This window comes from Domibacillus sp. (genome assembly GCF_031181085.1).
Lineage (GTDB): Bacteria > Bacillota > Bacilli > Bacillales > Domibacillaceae > Domibacillus.
In genome coordinates this window covers 297,178-311,168 of sequence record NZ_JAPSLE010000002.1, presented here as the reverse complement: position 1 = coordinate 311,168, position 13,991 = coordinate 297,178, and the positions used below count along the sequence as shown (strand labels likewise).

At 44.8% G+C, this 13,991-nt stretch carries 14 protein-coding genes; 6 read left to right on the top strand and 8 right to left on the bottom strand.

The window, feature by feature from the left end; translation table 11 throughout:
- Positions 1-132 precede the first annotated feature (132 nt).
- Both RIN81_RS05270 and RIN81_RS05265 read left to right on the top strand, forming a co-directional pair.
- A complete protein-coding gene (locus RIN81_RS05270; protein WP_309088054.1) occupies positions 133-1,296 on the top strand; it encodes an aminotransferase class I/II-fold pyridoxal phosphate-dependent enzyme in 1,164 nt (387 codons plus the stop codon).
- A gap of 22 nt (positions 1,297-1,318) precedes the next feature.
- Positions 1,319-2,674, top strand: coding sequence for a TrkH family potassium uptake protein (locus tag RIN81_RS05265; protein WP_309088291.1), 1,356 nt, complete (start codon positions 1,319-1,321; stop codon positions 2,672-2,674).
- A gap of 14 nt (positions 2,675-2,688) precedes the next feature.
- On the opposite strand, the gene RIN81_RS05260 is transcribed toward RIN81_RS05265, so the two are convergent.
- From RIN81_RS05260 to RIN81_RS05240, 5 genes are all read right to left on the bottom strand, one after another.
- Positions 2,689-3,531, bottom strand: a complete 843-nt coding sequence (locus RIN81_RS05260) for a formate/nitrite transporter family protein (RefSeq protein ID WP_309088052.1) — start codon at positions 3,529-3,531, stop codon at positions 2,689-2,691.
- Positions 3,532-3,710: 179 nt separating this feature from the next.
- The gene (locus RIN81_RS05255; protein WP_309088050.1) at positions 3,711-4,382 is read right to left on the bottom strand and encodes an LrgB family protein; all 672 of its coding nucleotides are present in this window, start codon (positions 4,380-4,382) and stop codon (positions 3,711-3,713) included.
- Entirely contained in the window at positions 4,379-4,747 is a 369-nt protein-coding gene (locus tag RIN81_RS05250; protein ID WP_309088048.1) for a CidA/LrgA family protein, read from the bottom strand. The genes RIN81_RS05255 and RIN81_RS05250 overlap by 4 nt, the downstream gene beginning before the upstream one ends.
- Positions 4,744-5,094, bottom strand: coding sequence for a MaoC family dehydratase (locus RIN81_RS05245; RefSeq protein ID WP_309088046.1), 351 nt, complete (start codon positions 5,092-5,094; stop codon positions 4,744-4,746). The genes RIN81_RS05250 and RIN81_RS05245 overlap by 4 nt, the downstream gene beginning before the upstream one ends.
- Complete coding sequence (locus tag RIN81_RS05240) at positions 5,087-5,482, bottom strand: FAS1-like dehydratase domain-containing protein (RefSeq protein ID WP_309088044.1); 396 nt, start codon at positions 5,480-5,482, stop codon at positions 5,087-5,089. Before RIN81_RS05240 ends, RIN81_RS05245 begins: the two co-directional genes overlap by 8 nt.
- Before the next feature lie 245 nt (positions 5,483-5,727).
- Between RIN81_RS05240 and RIN81_RS05235 the strand changes: the two genes are divergently transcribed.
- Positions 5,728-6,492, top strand: a complete 765-nt coding sequence (locus RIN81_RS05235) for a hypothetical protein (protein ID WP_309088042.1) — start codon at positions 5,728-5,730, stop codon at positions 6,490-6,492.
- Between the two features lie 708 nt (positions 6,493-7,200).
- Here RIN81_RS05235 and bioB read toward each other — a convergent pair.
- Positions 7,201-8,193, bottom strand: coding sequence for a biotin synthase BioB (bioB, locus tag RIN81_RS05230; protein ID WP_309088040.1), 993 nt, complete (start codon positions 8,191-8,193; stop codon positions 7,201-7,203).
- A gap of 173 nt (positions 8,194-8,366) precedes the next feature.
- Here bioB and yidC point away from each other — a divergent pair, with 173 nt between their 5' ends.
- The 3 genes from yidC (at position 8,367) to RIN81_RS05215 (ending at position 11,106) form a co-directional block, all read left to right on the top strand.
- Positions 8,367-9,128 (top strand): membrane protein insertase YidC, encoded by a 762-nt coding sequence (gene yidC, locus RIN81_RS05225; RefSeq protein WP_309088038.1) that lies wholly within the window; start codon positions 8,367-8,369, stop codon positions 9,126-9,128.
- Positions 9,129-9,278: 150 nt separating this feature from the next.
- Positions 9,279-9,980, top strand: coding sequence for a 5-bromo-4-chloroindolyl phosphate hydrolysis family protein (locus RIN81_RS05220; protein ID WP_309088036.1), 702 nt, complete (start codon positions 9,279-9,281; stop codon positions 9,978-9,980).
- The gene (locus RIN81_RS05215; RefSeq protein WP_309088034.1) at positions 9,925-11,106 is read left to right on the top strand and encodes a toxic anion resistance protein; all 1,182 of its coding nucleotides are present in this window, start codon (positions 9,925-9,927) and stop codon (positions 11,104-11,106) included. Before RIN81_RS05220 ends, RIN81_RS05215 begins: the two co-directional genes overlap by 56 nt.
- A 69-nt stretch (positions 11,107-11,175) precedes the next feature.
- On the opposite strand, the gene RIN81_RS05210 is transcribed toward RIN81_RS05215, so the two are convergent.
- Both RIN81_RS05210 and RIN81_RS05205 read right to left on the bottom strand, forming a co-directional pair.
- On the bottom strand, positions 11,176-13,062 hold the full coding sequence (locus RIN81_RS05210; RefSeq protein WP_309088032.1) for a vWA domain-containing protein: 1,887 nt from the start codon (positions 13,060-13,062) through the stop codon (positions 11,176-11,178).
- 1 nt (position 13,063) lies between these two features.
- Complete coding sequence (locus RIN81_RS05205; protein WP_375164503.1) at positions 13,064-13,939, bottom strand: ATP-binding protein; 876 nt, start codon at positions 13,937-13,939, stop codon at positions 13,064-13,066.
- Positions 13,940-13,991: the final 52 nt, after the last annotated feature.

The following is a 13,991-nucleotide window of genomic DNA, read 5'->3' as shown; positions in this document are numbered from 1 at the left end:
TTGTAAAAGGCGGCTCCCTCTATTGTCAACCTATTTTTAATATAGTTAACAAACCAAGCCGCATACTTTTTTGATTTGATGTGGTAAAATAGGGCGCGTACATACATATTTTCATGCAACGAGGTGCTTGTCTTGAAGTTTCAACCTTCTAAAAGAATGACGGCCTTTGGTCCATCCATTTTTAGTGACTTAAAAGCCTATACGGATCAAAAAAAGCAGCAAGGCGACATTTTAATTGACCTAAGCCTTGGCAGCCCGGATTTGCCGCCGGATGAACGCGTTCGGACCGTTCTAGCCGATGAAAGTGCGAAAGCGGATGCCTACGGCTATACACTTGGCGGAACCGCGCAGTTTTATCAATCCGTAGCCGATTATTACAAGCGGCGCACACGCGTCCTTTTAAACCCGCAAACAGAAATCGTTCAAACGATGGGATCTCAGGAAGGACTTGTGCATCTTCCTCTTGCTTTTTGTGATCCCGGTGACATCGTATTAACGACGAACCCTGCTTATGTTGCGTATGAAGCCGGCATTTCTCTTGCTGGTGCGGTGCCGTACTTTATGCCGCTTCTGCCTGAAAATCAATTTCTGCCGAATTTATCTCTTATTCCAGAAGATATAGCTCAAAAAGCAAAGCTGATGCTGCTCAATCTGCCGGGCAATCCTGTACCGGCGATGCCGAATCGTGCATTTTTTGAGCAGGTCATTGATTTTGCCAAAAAGCACGATATCATTGTACTGCATGACGCGGCTTATTCAGAGTTTTACTTTGAAGGCGGGGAACCGTTTAGTTTTCTTTCCATTTCCGGTGCAATGGAAGTAGGGATGGAAATCAATTCTCTTTCTAAAACCTTCAGTCTGGCCGGGACACGCATTGCGTATATTGCCGGAAATGCCGACATGATTCGTGTGCTGAAGCAGCTCAAATCCAATTTGGATTACGGGGTGTTCGCTCCGGTTCAGAAAGCGGCTATTTTTGCCCTCGATCATGCGGAGGAAATCACAAACAAGCTCCGGATGGAATTCCGGGCACGGGCCGAAGCACTCTCATCAGGGCTTCAAGAGATCGGATGGCCGGTTGAGCAGCCTGGGGGCGGCATGTTTTTATGGACGAAAATTCCGTCCGGCAGCGATGACCGCGCCTTTGTTTTCGAAGCGATTGATAAAGCCGGCGTTGTAATGGTGCCGGGAAGCGCGTTTGGCACAGCGGGCAAAGGCTACGTGCGTATCGCCCTAGTGCAGCCTGTTCCTTTATTAAAGCAGGCAGCAGAGAGGCTTAAAAAGGTGATTGTATGATGAAGAGAAACACACAATGGGGATGGTGCCGGGCATGAAGTTAAAACAGCTGCGGCTTTCTCCTTTTCAGGTTATTTTCCTCCTTTATTTAAGCGGTGCTGTGTTTGCCAGTATTTTATTGCTGCTGCCGGCCGCTCACAAACCAGGCGTAGACATTTCGTTTATAGATGCGATTTTTGTAGCTGTCAGTGCCCTCAGTGTAACGGGCTTGACCCCGGTCAGCACCATTGACACCTTCAGCACGACCGGGTACTTTTTTATCCTGCTTATCTTACAGGTAGGCGGTGTCGGCATTATGACGTTTAGTTCCATGGTGTGGCTCCTTTTTGGTAAACGGATTGGCATGCGGGAGCGGCAGCTCATTATGGCAGACCAAAACCGGACCGATTTAAGCGGCCTCGTTAAATTAATGAGGGAAATTTTTCTTCTTATTCTTGCTATTGAAGCAGTTGGAGCTCTCGTACTCGGCATTCATTTTATTCAGTACTACCCGACGATCAGCGAAGCGTTCCTGCACGGCCTGTTCGCTTCGGTCAGTGCTACAACCAATGGCGGCTTTGATATTACCGGCGCTTCCCTTATTCCGTACGCAAATGACTATTTTGTTCAAGTTGTGAATATGGTGCTGATTATTCTTGGGGCGATCGGGTTTCCTGTATTGATTGAAATGAAAGATTTTTTAACCTACCGCGGATCGCGTAAATTTGCGTTCAGCTTGTTTACAAAATTAACCGTTACCATGTATGTGCTGCTGGCTGCCATCGGCACAGCGGGACTGCTTTTGTTTGAGCGAAACCATTTCTTAGCGGATAAAGTATGGCATGAATCGTTTTTCTATGCTCTTTTTCAATCAATTGCATCGAGAAGCGGCGGTTTGGCCACATTGGATTTAAATGACTTTTCATCGCCGTCACTGCTGCTTTTGTCGGTACTGATGTTTATCGGCGCCTCACCTTCAAGTGTAGGCGGCGGTTTGCGAACCACGACCGTCGCGATCGCAGCACTCAGTGTATTCACATTTGCACGCGGGAAAAACACTATTAAAGTGTTTCATCGGGAAGTACATCCCATTGACGCGCACCGGTCGTTTGTCGTTCTTGTGACCGGAACGTTTATCTGGGCTGTTTCCGTTATTGCTCTTTCTTATTTAGAGCCGGAGCTGGCACTGCTTCCTATTATTTACGAGGTTTCATCCGCATTTGGTACAACAGGCTCCTCCCTTGGCGTGACAAGCGTGATCGGCACACCGGCTAAAATAATTTTAATTGTGCTTATGTTTATTGGCCGGGTAGGGCTGTTTTCCCTTCTTTTCCTCATTCGCGGCAAAGAAATTAAAGACTCTTACCATTATCCGAAGGAACGCATTTTAATTGGTTAAAAAAAAGCCGTCGCTCAGCGACGGCTTTTATTCATTTCAAGAAGCTTAACAGTAATGCGTTCTTTTGCTTCTCCCGGTATGCTTTTTTGGACTGGTTTTGCCAGGTACATGTATACCATGCCGACAAACACGCTGCCGCCAATGATGTTTCCTAAAGTAACAGGAATTAAATTATGAACAGCGCTCGCTACAGAAATCGCTTCAGGATGCGGCACTGCCAGAGCCAGGCTGAACAAAACCATATTAGCCACACTGTGTTCAAAGCCGGCCACAACAAATGTCATAACGAACAGCAGCATTGTCACGATTTTCACCATGTCCCCTTTCATCTGCATAGGAATCCAGACAGCGAGACAAACGATCCAGTTACACAAAATCGCTTTAAAGAACAATTGAGACGCAGGATAATGCATTTTATGAGAAACAACATCCATTAAATATTGAGAATTCGCCGTATCATTATAAATTCCTGCTCCACTGATAAACAGGGCGAAGCATAAAGCGCCAAGCAGATTCCCTATATAGCATGCTCCAAGAACGGCCAGTGCTTCTTTCCAATTTGTTTTGCCGCTCATTGTACTCATTGTGAAATACATAGTATTGCCAGTAAACAGTTCCGCTCCTCCGTAAAGAATTAACACAAGGGCAATGCCGAAAAACGCACCGAGCATTAAGACTGTGGCTGGTGATCCTGCATCAAAAAAAGGTTCAGCCAGTTTAAAGGACAGCATAATGCCAAAGCCGATAAAAAAGCTTGCCAGCATCGCTTTTACAATATATTGAAGAGGGTTATGGCGCAAAATCGCTGACTTTTTAACCGCCCATGCATTTATTTCCTCATACGCTTCTTTATTCACTGTTCTCACTCACCATTCGAGATAATTTGTGAAATATTTCACAATTGATTTATACTTTTATTATACGCCCTCTTTATGGAAAGTCTATAGAAAAGTTGTCACAACTTTTTGTCTGTTTCTAAAGCGTTCTCACATTATATTCCACAAAAAAAAGATGACAAGTCGAGCTCGTCATCTTTTTAAAGAAAAGGGAACAGCCAGGGCAGAACAAGCGAGGTAATAATGGCAGAGACGCCCATTGCAGCGCTGGACACCGTTCCTTGAATATGTCCTTCCTGCAGAGCCTGGCTTGTTCCAATACCGTGAGAAATGGTGCCGATACCGAGGCCTCTTGAAAAAGGATCGTTTATGTTGAACATCGTTAAAAAAGGCGGGCCAAATACAGCTCCGAAAATACCAGCTGTGATGACAAAAGCAGCGGCCAGGGCTGGATCGCCGCCAATAATCACAGCTGCTTCCATCGCTACGGGCGTTGTCACGGCTTTTACAGCGGCGGTCGCTTGAATGGTACGGGAGAGGCCAAATGCAGAAGCCATCCAAACAGCCGATACAATCGTTGCGAATGTACCGACAATCAAGCTGGTGGCGGCTGGAAGAAAGCGCTCACGCAGTACAGCCCGGTTATGATACAGCGGCAGAGCCAGTGCTACGGTTGCCGGACCGAGCAAAAAGGTCATGATCTCTTTCGCCGGTGTATATTCTTTATACGATACGTCCGAGGCAGCCAGCAGGCTGATGATCACCACAGTTGATGTGAAAACGGGCGTTGTGAAAGGGGATGGAAACCGCAAAGCGGCCCATCGCGCCAGTTGGTAAATTGCAATGGTTACAATTATGTAAATAATAGTCATGCTTTTTCCCTGCCCCTTTTCGCCAATGCACTAGAAAGTCCAGAGGTAATAAGAAGGCCCATAACCGAACTGCCGGCAATCACTGCCATAAGGGCAGCACCGTCTGATCGGATCAGATCCCCGTATGTGATTAATCCGGCTGCAATAGGAATAAAAAAGAAAGCTAAATGCTTGTTTAAAAAAGCAGCTCCACTTTGAATCATTTGAACAGGAACCCAGCCTTTTGATAGAAGAAAAAGCAGGATCACCATGCCGGTAACACTAGCTGGAATCGGGATATGCAGCCAGGAAACAAGAAACTCAGATCCATAATACAAAGCGGACAGAAACGCAAGCTGAAAAAGAAAAGCGGCCGCTTTCTTCACTTCACTGTAAAGGTGCCTTTCATTTTTATTTCGCCTTTCTCGTTTTGAACTGTTACACTGCCTTTGCCTGCTTCCTCATCCGTCCAGCTGCCTTTGACCACAAGCGGCTCGTCGGGATACGTCATCGCCTGAAAACGGGCCTCGTAGGACGTTAAATCGCCTGCCTCCCATTCACGGATCGCACGGCTTCCAAGCGCCATTACGAGCATCCCGTGTGCAATACAGCCCTTCAGCCCGGCTTTTTGTGCATAATCAGGGTCTGTATGAATCGGGTTAAAATCACCTGAAGCGGCTGCATACGCACGAATTTCTTCCGCGGTAATCGTCCAGTAAACAGGTTTAAACATGGGCTGCTCCTTTCTGTTCAATCAAGGTCGAACGCGATATAACGGCTGGATGGTTTTCTTTTAAATAAACCGTTTCAAGCTTTGCGAACGTCATGCCTCTTTTGGCCGTTCGTCCTGTAATATACACAACGGCTTCAATGTGGTCACCTGGAAAAATGGGTTTTATGTATTTATAAGACTGGCTGCCGTGCAGCACACAAGCGGGGTCAAACTGGAGAAGCTCCGTTAATTTTTGAAAAGACAACCCGCCGTGAAAATCAAGTACAGTGAGAAACGTCGGCGGTATCTCACTCCCCGTATCGGCAGCCGAAACCGCTTGTTTAAATGCAAAAACTTTCCCCTCATCCACCGTGCAGGAATACCGGTACAGCTCTTGTTTTTCTTTCATGCTCTCACCCTTTCTTTGAATGATTTTACCATATCTGTATATAAAAAAGGTCCATTAATATGTAATACTGAATCTATAATTATTAAAGATTAGACAGTGTTAATAAACGACAACACATGCTGTTTAACAATGTAAATTAGCGGTGTATCAACCATTTTGTTGTTACACCTTTTTTTGCACTTTTTTCACCGTTTTATCACTACATTTATCACTTTTGCTATACTACTAACACAGGGAGGATAAAAATGAATTTTACATACTTAGCCATACGAAAAGCACTGGCAACATTTATTACCACCACTTTGGCATCACTATTTTTAGCGTTTTACGATATGGCTGAAGAAACTGATTTCATATATGATTTGGGAACTAACTTTCTTCTTTTGTCATCTATGTTCTTCATGTACGTCGGTGCAATTGTTCTTATTTATGGAAATATTATTTCTCTTGTCATTGAGTACTTTCACAAAAAATGGTTTAAAAATCAAGATTGGTTATATGTAGTCATTCTTAGTTTGTTTGGTTTAGTAAATGGCATTTTATTTCAAGATTTGATTTTTGCAATTTATGGTTTGGTTGTAGCGCTGCTTTATGCACTAATAGATAAGTGGTTAGAGAAGAGAATGGAAAACCAAAAGAGTATAAAGATACTCTGGCTTATTCCTATGATTGTAGCTTTTATCGGCTGGCTGTATTTTTATATTTCTTCTCCTCCCGTCCCTCCTTTTACAAAAGAAGAAGCTGTTGAGTTTACGACCAATGACAATGAGTCTGTTATAAAGGGTTTTCCTAAGGAAGTTGGCAAGTGGGAAGGAATCATTCAAGGTTATAATGTAGTTAGAGAAACAAGCGTAAAAGAACTGGAATCTGAAATATATCTTGTTACTTTTACGGAGCATTGGAGTAAGGAAGCTGCAAGTGGTTCTTGGTCGTTGTCCTATAAAGTAGAACGAGGAAGTTTGTCTGCTTATGATCAGAAGGGAAAAGAGCCACCCTACTACAATGACTAATTTCTTTTAAAAATAAGAATCTGATTAAGATAATTGTTTTTTATGAAAATCCAAAAAAAATAGTATGTGCATAAAGTTTAGCGTTACAATGGAATGAGGAATTAGTTACTCTAATGGCACATTTGTATGAAAGTGTGCCATTTTTTAAACAGTTTCGGTCTAATACTTCATTTCATTTTTTTGTGAAAAATCAACAGAAACGTTTCACGGGATTTTATTTTAAAACCATAAATTGTCGTGATAAAAGGAGTGGGATTCCCACTCCTCTTTTTTTCTTTTTATTATTAAACAACAGGCAGCTATTTTTATTTTAAGCCTTATAACTCACTTTTCTTGTGTTTCAGTAAAAGAATTCATAGATCTTTAAGACTGTCGACAAAGTCGTCAGTCTTTTTCACGAAAGCTTTTACTGCTGAAAGCGGCAGGTATCTTTTCAAGAAATAGTGCTTCTTAAATAGAGGCGATAAGGGAAAGTGTATCTGTCAGGCTGTGCATGTTTGTTCAACCGCGGCGGGTGTGCGGCGAAGACTCCTATGGGACGAGCGGGTCAGCTGAGACCGGCCGGGCAGTTGTGCTGCGAAGACGGGCTCAGCGCCCACCGCCCTATCGGCTCCTATCCCAATCGCCCGCACTCCTTACATCAACAGGAAGCAAAGAGTTACTTGAGTAAAAGATTTTATTTGTCTACAAATGGACCTTTTTGGTCTATTAAACAGGAGCCTGCTCGTGCGCCTGCTCTACTTCAAATCCCATATCCTCAATCATTTTATGATCTGCCGTGACTTCCTGGCCGGGAGTCGTCAAATAGCTTCCTAAAAAAATAGAATTGGCAGCGTACAAGCCAAGCGGCTGAACGGAACGCAAATTCACTTCCCGGCCGCCTGAAATTCGGATTTCTTTTGATGGATTGATAAAACGGAACAACGCAAGTACTTTTAAGCAAAAAAGCGGTGTAAGCGGCTTAGCGTCCTCAAGCTTTGTACCCGGTATGGCATGCAGGAAATTAATCGGAATTGAGTCGGCATCAAGCTCCCTCAGGCTAAAAGCCATATTGATAATATCTTCATTCGTTTCACCCATGCCGATAATGACGCCGGAGCATGGGGACATGCCGCTTTCTTTTACGCGGCCGACTGTTTCTGTACGATCGTTGTATGTATGGGTAGTCGTAATCGACTCGTGATGGTTTTTGGATGTATTTATATTATGGTTGTACCGGTCCACTCCTGCTTCTTTCAGCTGTACAGCCTGCTCCGGTTTTAGGAGTCCCAGGCATGCACAAATGCGCATCCCATATTTGCTTTTTATCTCTTTTACCGCCTCTGTGACTGTGTCGAGTTCTTTTTTAGACGGTCCTCTTCCGCTCGCCACGATGCAGTAGGTATTTGCGCCAAGGGAATGGGCTTTTTCGGCACCGGCCACAATTTGTTCACGGTTCATCATCCGGTATTTTTGAATGGGAGCCGTTGACTGGGACGATTGAGAACAATAGCCGCAATCCTCCGGACATAAGCCGGATTTTGTATTGATGATCATATTCAGTTTAACTTTCTTTCCGTAATAATGGCGGCGAAGATGAAAAGCGCCCTCGAGCAGCTGCAAAACCTCTTCATCAGGACATGTTAAAATATTCTCTGCTTCCCTTTCTGAAAGCTTGTAACCTTCTAAAATCTGTACAGCTAATTGAGTCCATGTTGACATGGTAACCCCTCCTTTTTTTCCAGATTAAAGGATTGGTCTTCATTTTGTCAACCTAATAAAATTAAAGGTTTACAATACCCCTTATAATTGATTAATTGTTTTTGCAGGAAAAAAGGAGTATACTTTTTTTGTCTAAAGCAACTAGCCTGCTAGCAGGCGCAGGAGGAACGAATTTGAAAAAAAAATTAACGATTGCGCTTACTGCTTTATCGGCCGTTTTGTTATCCGGCTGTCAAAGCGCACAAACAGAAGGCCATTTTTTCCATGATTACCTCGTGAATCCGTTCGTTGAACTGATTCACTGGCTCGGTGAAATGTTTGGCAGTTATGGAATGGCAATCATCGTCATTACTATTGCGGTACGATTAATTCTGATGCCGTCTATGCTGAATTCGATGAAAAAGCAGGCCGCCATGCGCCACAAGATGGAAAAAGTAAAACCGCAGATGACTGATATTCAAGCACGATTAAAAGCGGCTAAAACACAGGAAGAACAGCGGAAGATTCAAATGGAAATGATGACTCTTTACAAAGAAAATGGCATCAATCCAATGGCCATGGGCTGCTTGCCGATGCTTTTACAGCTGCCGGTCTGGACAGGCCTTTATTACGCCATTACCGTCTCAGAAGATATAAAAGCGCATGAATTCCTTTGGTTCCGTCTCGGACAGCCTGACATTGCCATGGCCGTTATTGCGGGTATTATGTACTATGTTCAATTCCGTCTGTCCATGCAGACAATGCCGGCCGAACAGCAGCAGCAGATGAAATTTATCGGCCTGCTGTCGCCGATTATGATTTTAATTTTCTCTTTTAACGCGCCGGCTGCCCTTCCTATTTACTGGAGCGTCAGTGGACTGATTCTTATTTTCCAATCATGGATCGGGCGCAAATATTATCAAAACCACCCGCCGGCTGAAGAATCAGCAAAATAAGAAATGCCCCTTTTTTCAAAAAGGGGTTTTTTCATAGAAAAAAACGTAAACAATGGACTATAGATGAAACTTTTTCTGCGGCTTGTCCGTATAAAGAAACAAAATACGCTCATGTAAAAGAGCAAAATGATAAAATGGAGTGGATGAACGATGCGATATTCTTTTTATTGGTCCCGCCGCCTGGCCGTTTCACTCGCAGCAGCCCTCGTGCTGACAATGCCGTTTGATGGATGGCTGGCATGGGCGGCATTCGCAGCCGGTTTTGCAGGAATGTTTATGCTGTATACCAATTTCGGCAACAGACGAATCCAAAAAAAATATGGATTAAGCCGTAGAGAATATTACTATATACTTGATCAGCTAAAAGAAGCGAAAGCGAAGCTGTCCCGGCTGCAGCATTTGTTTTTAAAGGTACGGAGCCTTCGTTCTCTTAAACAAATGATTGAATTAAACAGTCTGGTAAAGCGTATTTATTCGGTTGTCAAAAAAGAACCGAAGCGGTTTTACGAGATTGAGCCTTTTTTCTATTCTCATCTGGATTCAGTGGTGGAGCTGGCTGAAAAATCAGCGCTTCTCTCAAGCAAAAAAGTAAAAGGCCCGGATATGAAACGATCCTTGCTCGAAACGACTGAAACACTTGGTGACCTGTCCCAAACATTAGAAGCGGATCTTCGTCAAGTGCTCGCCCGTGATATTGAGCATTTAACGATCGAACTCGATGTTGCCCGGCAGCGCACGACTCAAACGAAGAAACTAATCGAAACTGAACAACCTGCTTTGAAAGGAGACAACGAAGATGAACAACGAACTACAGTCACAACAGGCACCCGTTACGGGCGCAAAAAACGATGATTTATTAAATGACCTGCTTGCCGATCCATTTGGGGACATGCCTTCTGCCCCGGGCACAGCTGCCCCTTCTCCACAATCTAAACGGCTTGTCGATCTGCTTCCGGCTGAACACCGCCAGAAAGCAGAGCAGCTGGCCGCGCAAATTGAAGCTGGAAACCAGCAGGCGGTTTTTTCCTTCGGGACTGCTGCACAAACAAAGCTGTCTGATTTCTCACACCATATGCTTGATCATGTACAGCGCAAGGATATCGGGCCGGTTGGCGATATTTTAAATGATTTGATGAAAAACTTAAAAAATGTAAATCCAGATGAACTGCGGGAGGAAAAGCGAAATGTGTTTTCCCGTATGTTTGGCAAAGTATCGGATTCAGTGCAGGAAGTGATGACGCGCTACCAAAAAGTCGGTGCTCAAATCGACCGCATCGGGGTCAAGCTTGAACATTCCAAGCGCGGACTTATCGAAGATATCCGGATGCTTGAGCAGCTCTATGAAAAAAACAAAGAATATTTCCAGGCGCTCAATATCTACATCGCTGCTGGAGAATTAAAGCTCGAAGAAATCGAAACGAAAACGATCCCGGCGCTGCGCCAAAAAGCAGAGCAGACGGGTGATCAAATGGATTTCCAGGAAGTCAATGATATGATCGCTTTTGCGGACCGGCTTGAAAAGCGTCTGCACGACTTGAAGCTGAGCCGCCAGATTACGATTCAAAGCGCGCCGCAAATCCGTTTGATTCAAAATACAAATCAGGCTCTGGCTGAAAAAATCCAGTCTTCCATTTTAACGGCTGTGCCGCTCTGGAAAAACCAAATCGCCATTGCTTTAACGCTGGTCCGCCAGCAAAAAGCCGTAAAGGCACAAAAAGAAGTATCGAAAACCACGAATGACCTGCTGCTGAAAAACTCTGAAATGCTGAAAGTCAACTCGATCGAGACAGCTCGTGAAAATGAGCGCGGCCTTGTTGATATTGAAACATTAAAGAAAACACAGGAAAACTTAATTACAACGCTTGAAGAAACAATCCGCATCCAGCAGGACGGGCGTGCAAAACGAAAAGCAGCGGAAGACGAATTGCTTGTGATGGAAGACGATTTAAAACAACAGCTGCTGCGTTTAAAACAATAAATTCAAATACAAAAAAGCTGTTCCATAACGGAGCAGCTTTTTTGTATTTGAATTTAATCAAACGATGGCTTAAATACTTTCAAACAACAGCTTTTTTAAAATAGGCGTTAACACGTGAGGAAGCTCTGATACATCAGGAGCCATGATAGAGCCATGCCCGTAAATGGTCTTCATTGTCTGGCGGCGTGCTTCATCAAGCGCCTCTTCTCCAATGAACAGATTAAACACGGTCATCCCTTTTTTGCGTGCCATCATTACGGCTTCATGGGTATCAAGTACACCGTTTTTATCGTAATCAGCAGCGGACGGCTCTCCGTCTGAGAAAACAATAAGGAATTTTCGCGCTTCACTCCGGCGTTCCATTTTTTCAATGGCCAGGCGGAGGGCAAAGCCATCCCGGTTGTCTTCTTCAGGCCGAAGCTGCATAATGGCATAGCCCGCATCCTTTTGGTGGGATGCTTGAAAAGGCACAGCCGTTAAGAAATAATTCGGCTTCACTTCTTTTGAAAGAGGAGACGTATCCTCCCAAAAGCCGGTAATTTCATGTGGCACTCGAAGAGAGGACAATGTTTCATGAAACAGTACGGCGCTTTTTTTCACGTCATCCATTTTATCGTACATAGACGCAGAACTATCAATCAATAAATAAAAAGCAGCATCAATTTCACGGGACGGCTCCTGCTTTTTGTAAAACAGCCGTGGATTCTCATCGGTAAAATAGCGCGTCAGCTTACGTCCCAGGCGCCCTGTTAACAAATCCGTACGCGGACTTGTTTTTTTCTTTTCAATCGATTTTTGAATCATCCGCTTCAGCGTCTGGACAACGGATGCCGTTTCATCTCTCATCCGGCGGTACTCTTCCCGTTCTGTATCACTTGCTGTACGCGGCTTTTCGTAAATCGCTTTGGCGCCAATGTTTTCTTTTCCGTAATGCGCTTCATCTGCCTTGCTTTCTTCGTCACGACGCTCGGCAAGCAGCCGGTTATATTGCTCACGTGAGGACTTTTTAGAGCGTCCCTGCACGGAAGCAAGGGCTGCATCTCCTTCGTCTCCTTCACGGGCTGTGTTGCCCATCATCGGTGTTTTCGTTCCCTGGTCAAGATCAAACTGCATAAAGGTACCGCGTGTTTCCTCTGATTCGCGGTGCCAGGTAGAGAACTGTTCGTCAAACTGCTCGTTTTCTTTTTCAGCTGCCTCATCATCATTTACAAGCGGATCCTGCCGCTTTCCTGGATCCACCACGGCTTCATCCGCCGACGGCTCCCGGTAATCCGGAAGATGGCTGTACTTATTTACCATGCTGCGCAGCTCAAGCTCTTCTAATACCTCAGCGATCTCCCCGGCCACTCTGGCTGCATCTTTTGTCGACCGTGCATCAAACAGCTCTCTGGCAGTACGATCGATAAACGGCACGGCACGGTCTACAGCTGGATGAATAGCCGGCCATTCAAAAGGTGCATCTGCCTGCCACAGAACAAACAGAGCATTAAAAACGGCATCCATGTAAAAACCTTTGGATTGATTCACCGACAGCTGTACTTCATGGTAACGCCGCAGCACCTGGCGGCGGATATGAAAAGCTCCTTTTGTTCCAGGGCGCGCGCCCATACACATGGGCTCCAAGCGAATATCTTCGGCAGCGGCAAGCAGCTGCCGGGCGAAATCTCCTTTAAACCGAGCCATGAAGGACTTAATGACCGCTTCGTCCGTCCACTGAATCGTGCCAAGTGCACGCAGGTAAACATCCGTTTTTAATCCCGCTGTTTCTTCTTCCTTGGAACGATGGTGCCAGAAATGGCTGGCAAACAGAATGGCCGGCGTTTTTTGCAAATAAGCAAGCGGGCCAAATTCCACTTTTAAATCCGGATTTTGAGACAGAGCCGCAGCAAGGTCCGACAGTTCCATCCAAAAAGCGGAGTTGACTGTTTCGTCATTAAACTGTATGAACCGTTCCATGTTAGGCGAACCATGTTTCCGCCGCGTTTAGGACTGCGGCTTTTTCTCGTTCATCGTCAAGCTTGCCGGCAATCGCGCTTTCCACGGCCCGCATTGGCGGCATGTAAAGAGCCAGGTCGCATGCATCCACCAGCGCGCGGATCGAAGAAGCTTCTTCCGGCAAACGGCCGCTTTCGACAAGTGTCGTTAAGTCACCGGACAGAGAAACGAATTTCTCAAGCATCGCCTGATCCTGAAGAACAGACTGCTGCTTTAATACCTGCAGCAGGACATCTCCTGAAATGTACGGAATCTCAAATACGATAAAACGGTTTTTCAGCGCTTCATTCATCGGCGCTGTACCTGCATATCCTTCATTGACAGCGGCAATAACACTGAATGTCGGCTTTGCAGTCACGACTTCTCCTGTGAACGGATTCGTGATTTGACGGCGATAGTCCAATACACCGTTTAAGATCGGCAGCGTTTCCGGCTTTGCCATATTAATTTCATCAATATATAAAAGATGTCCTTTTTTCATCGCTTGTATAACAGGACCTTCCACAAAATCAATTTGTGTTTTGCCCTCTGCCTCGACAATCGTTTTAAAGCCAAGCATCGCCTCAGCGTCCAGATCAATGGAACAGTTAATACTGTGAACCGGCTGGCCAAAAAATGCAGCAAGTGATTCTGACAGTTTTGTTTTTCCGGAACCTGTTGGCCCTTTCAGCAAAATGTTTTTGCCAAGCGCCAAAGAAATAACCGTATCTGATACGATCTCTTCACTTTGGGCTATATAGGAAGTGGACTGTGTATCTTCTTCGAGTCCAAATTGTTTTTTTCTTTCATGAATGATCGATTGAATCGATTCTGGCAAGGTTGTAATGTTCAAATAAATCTTCCTTTCTCATAACTGTGCACGCTTTATCATACACCTGAAAAGGCATACA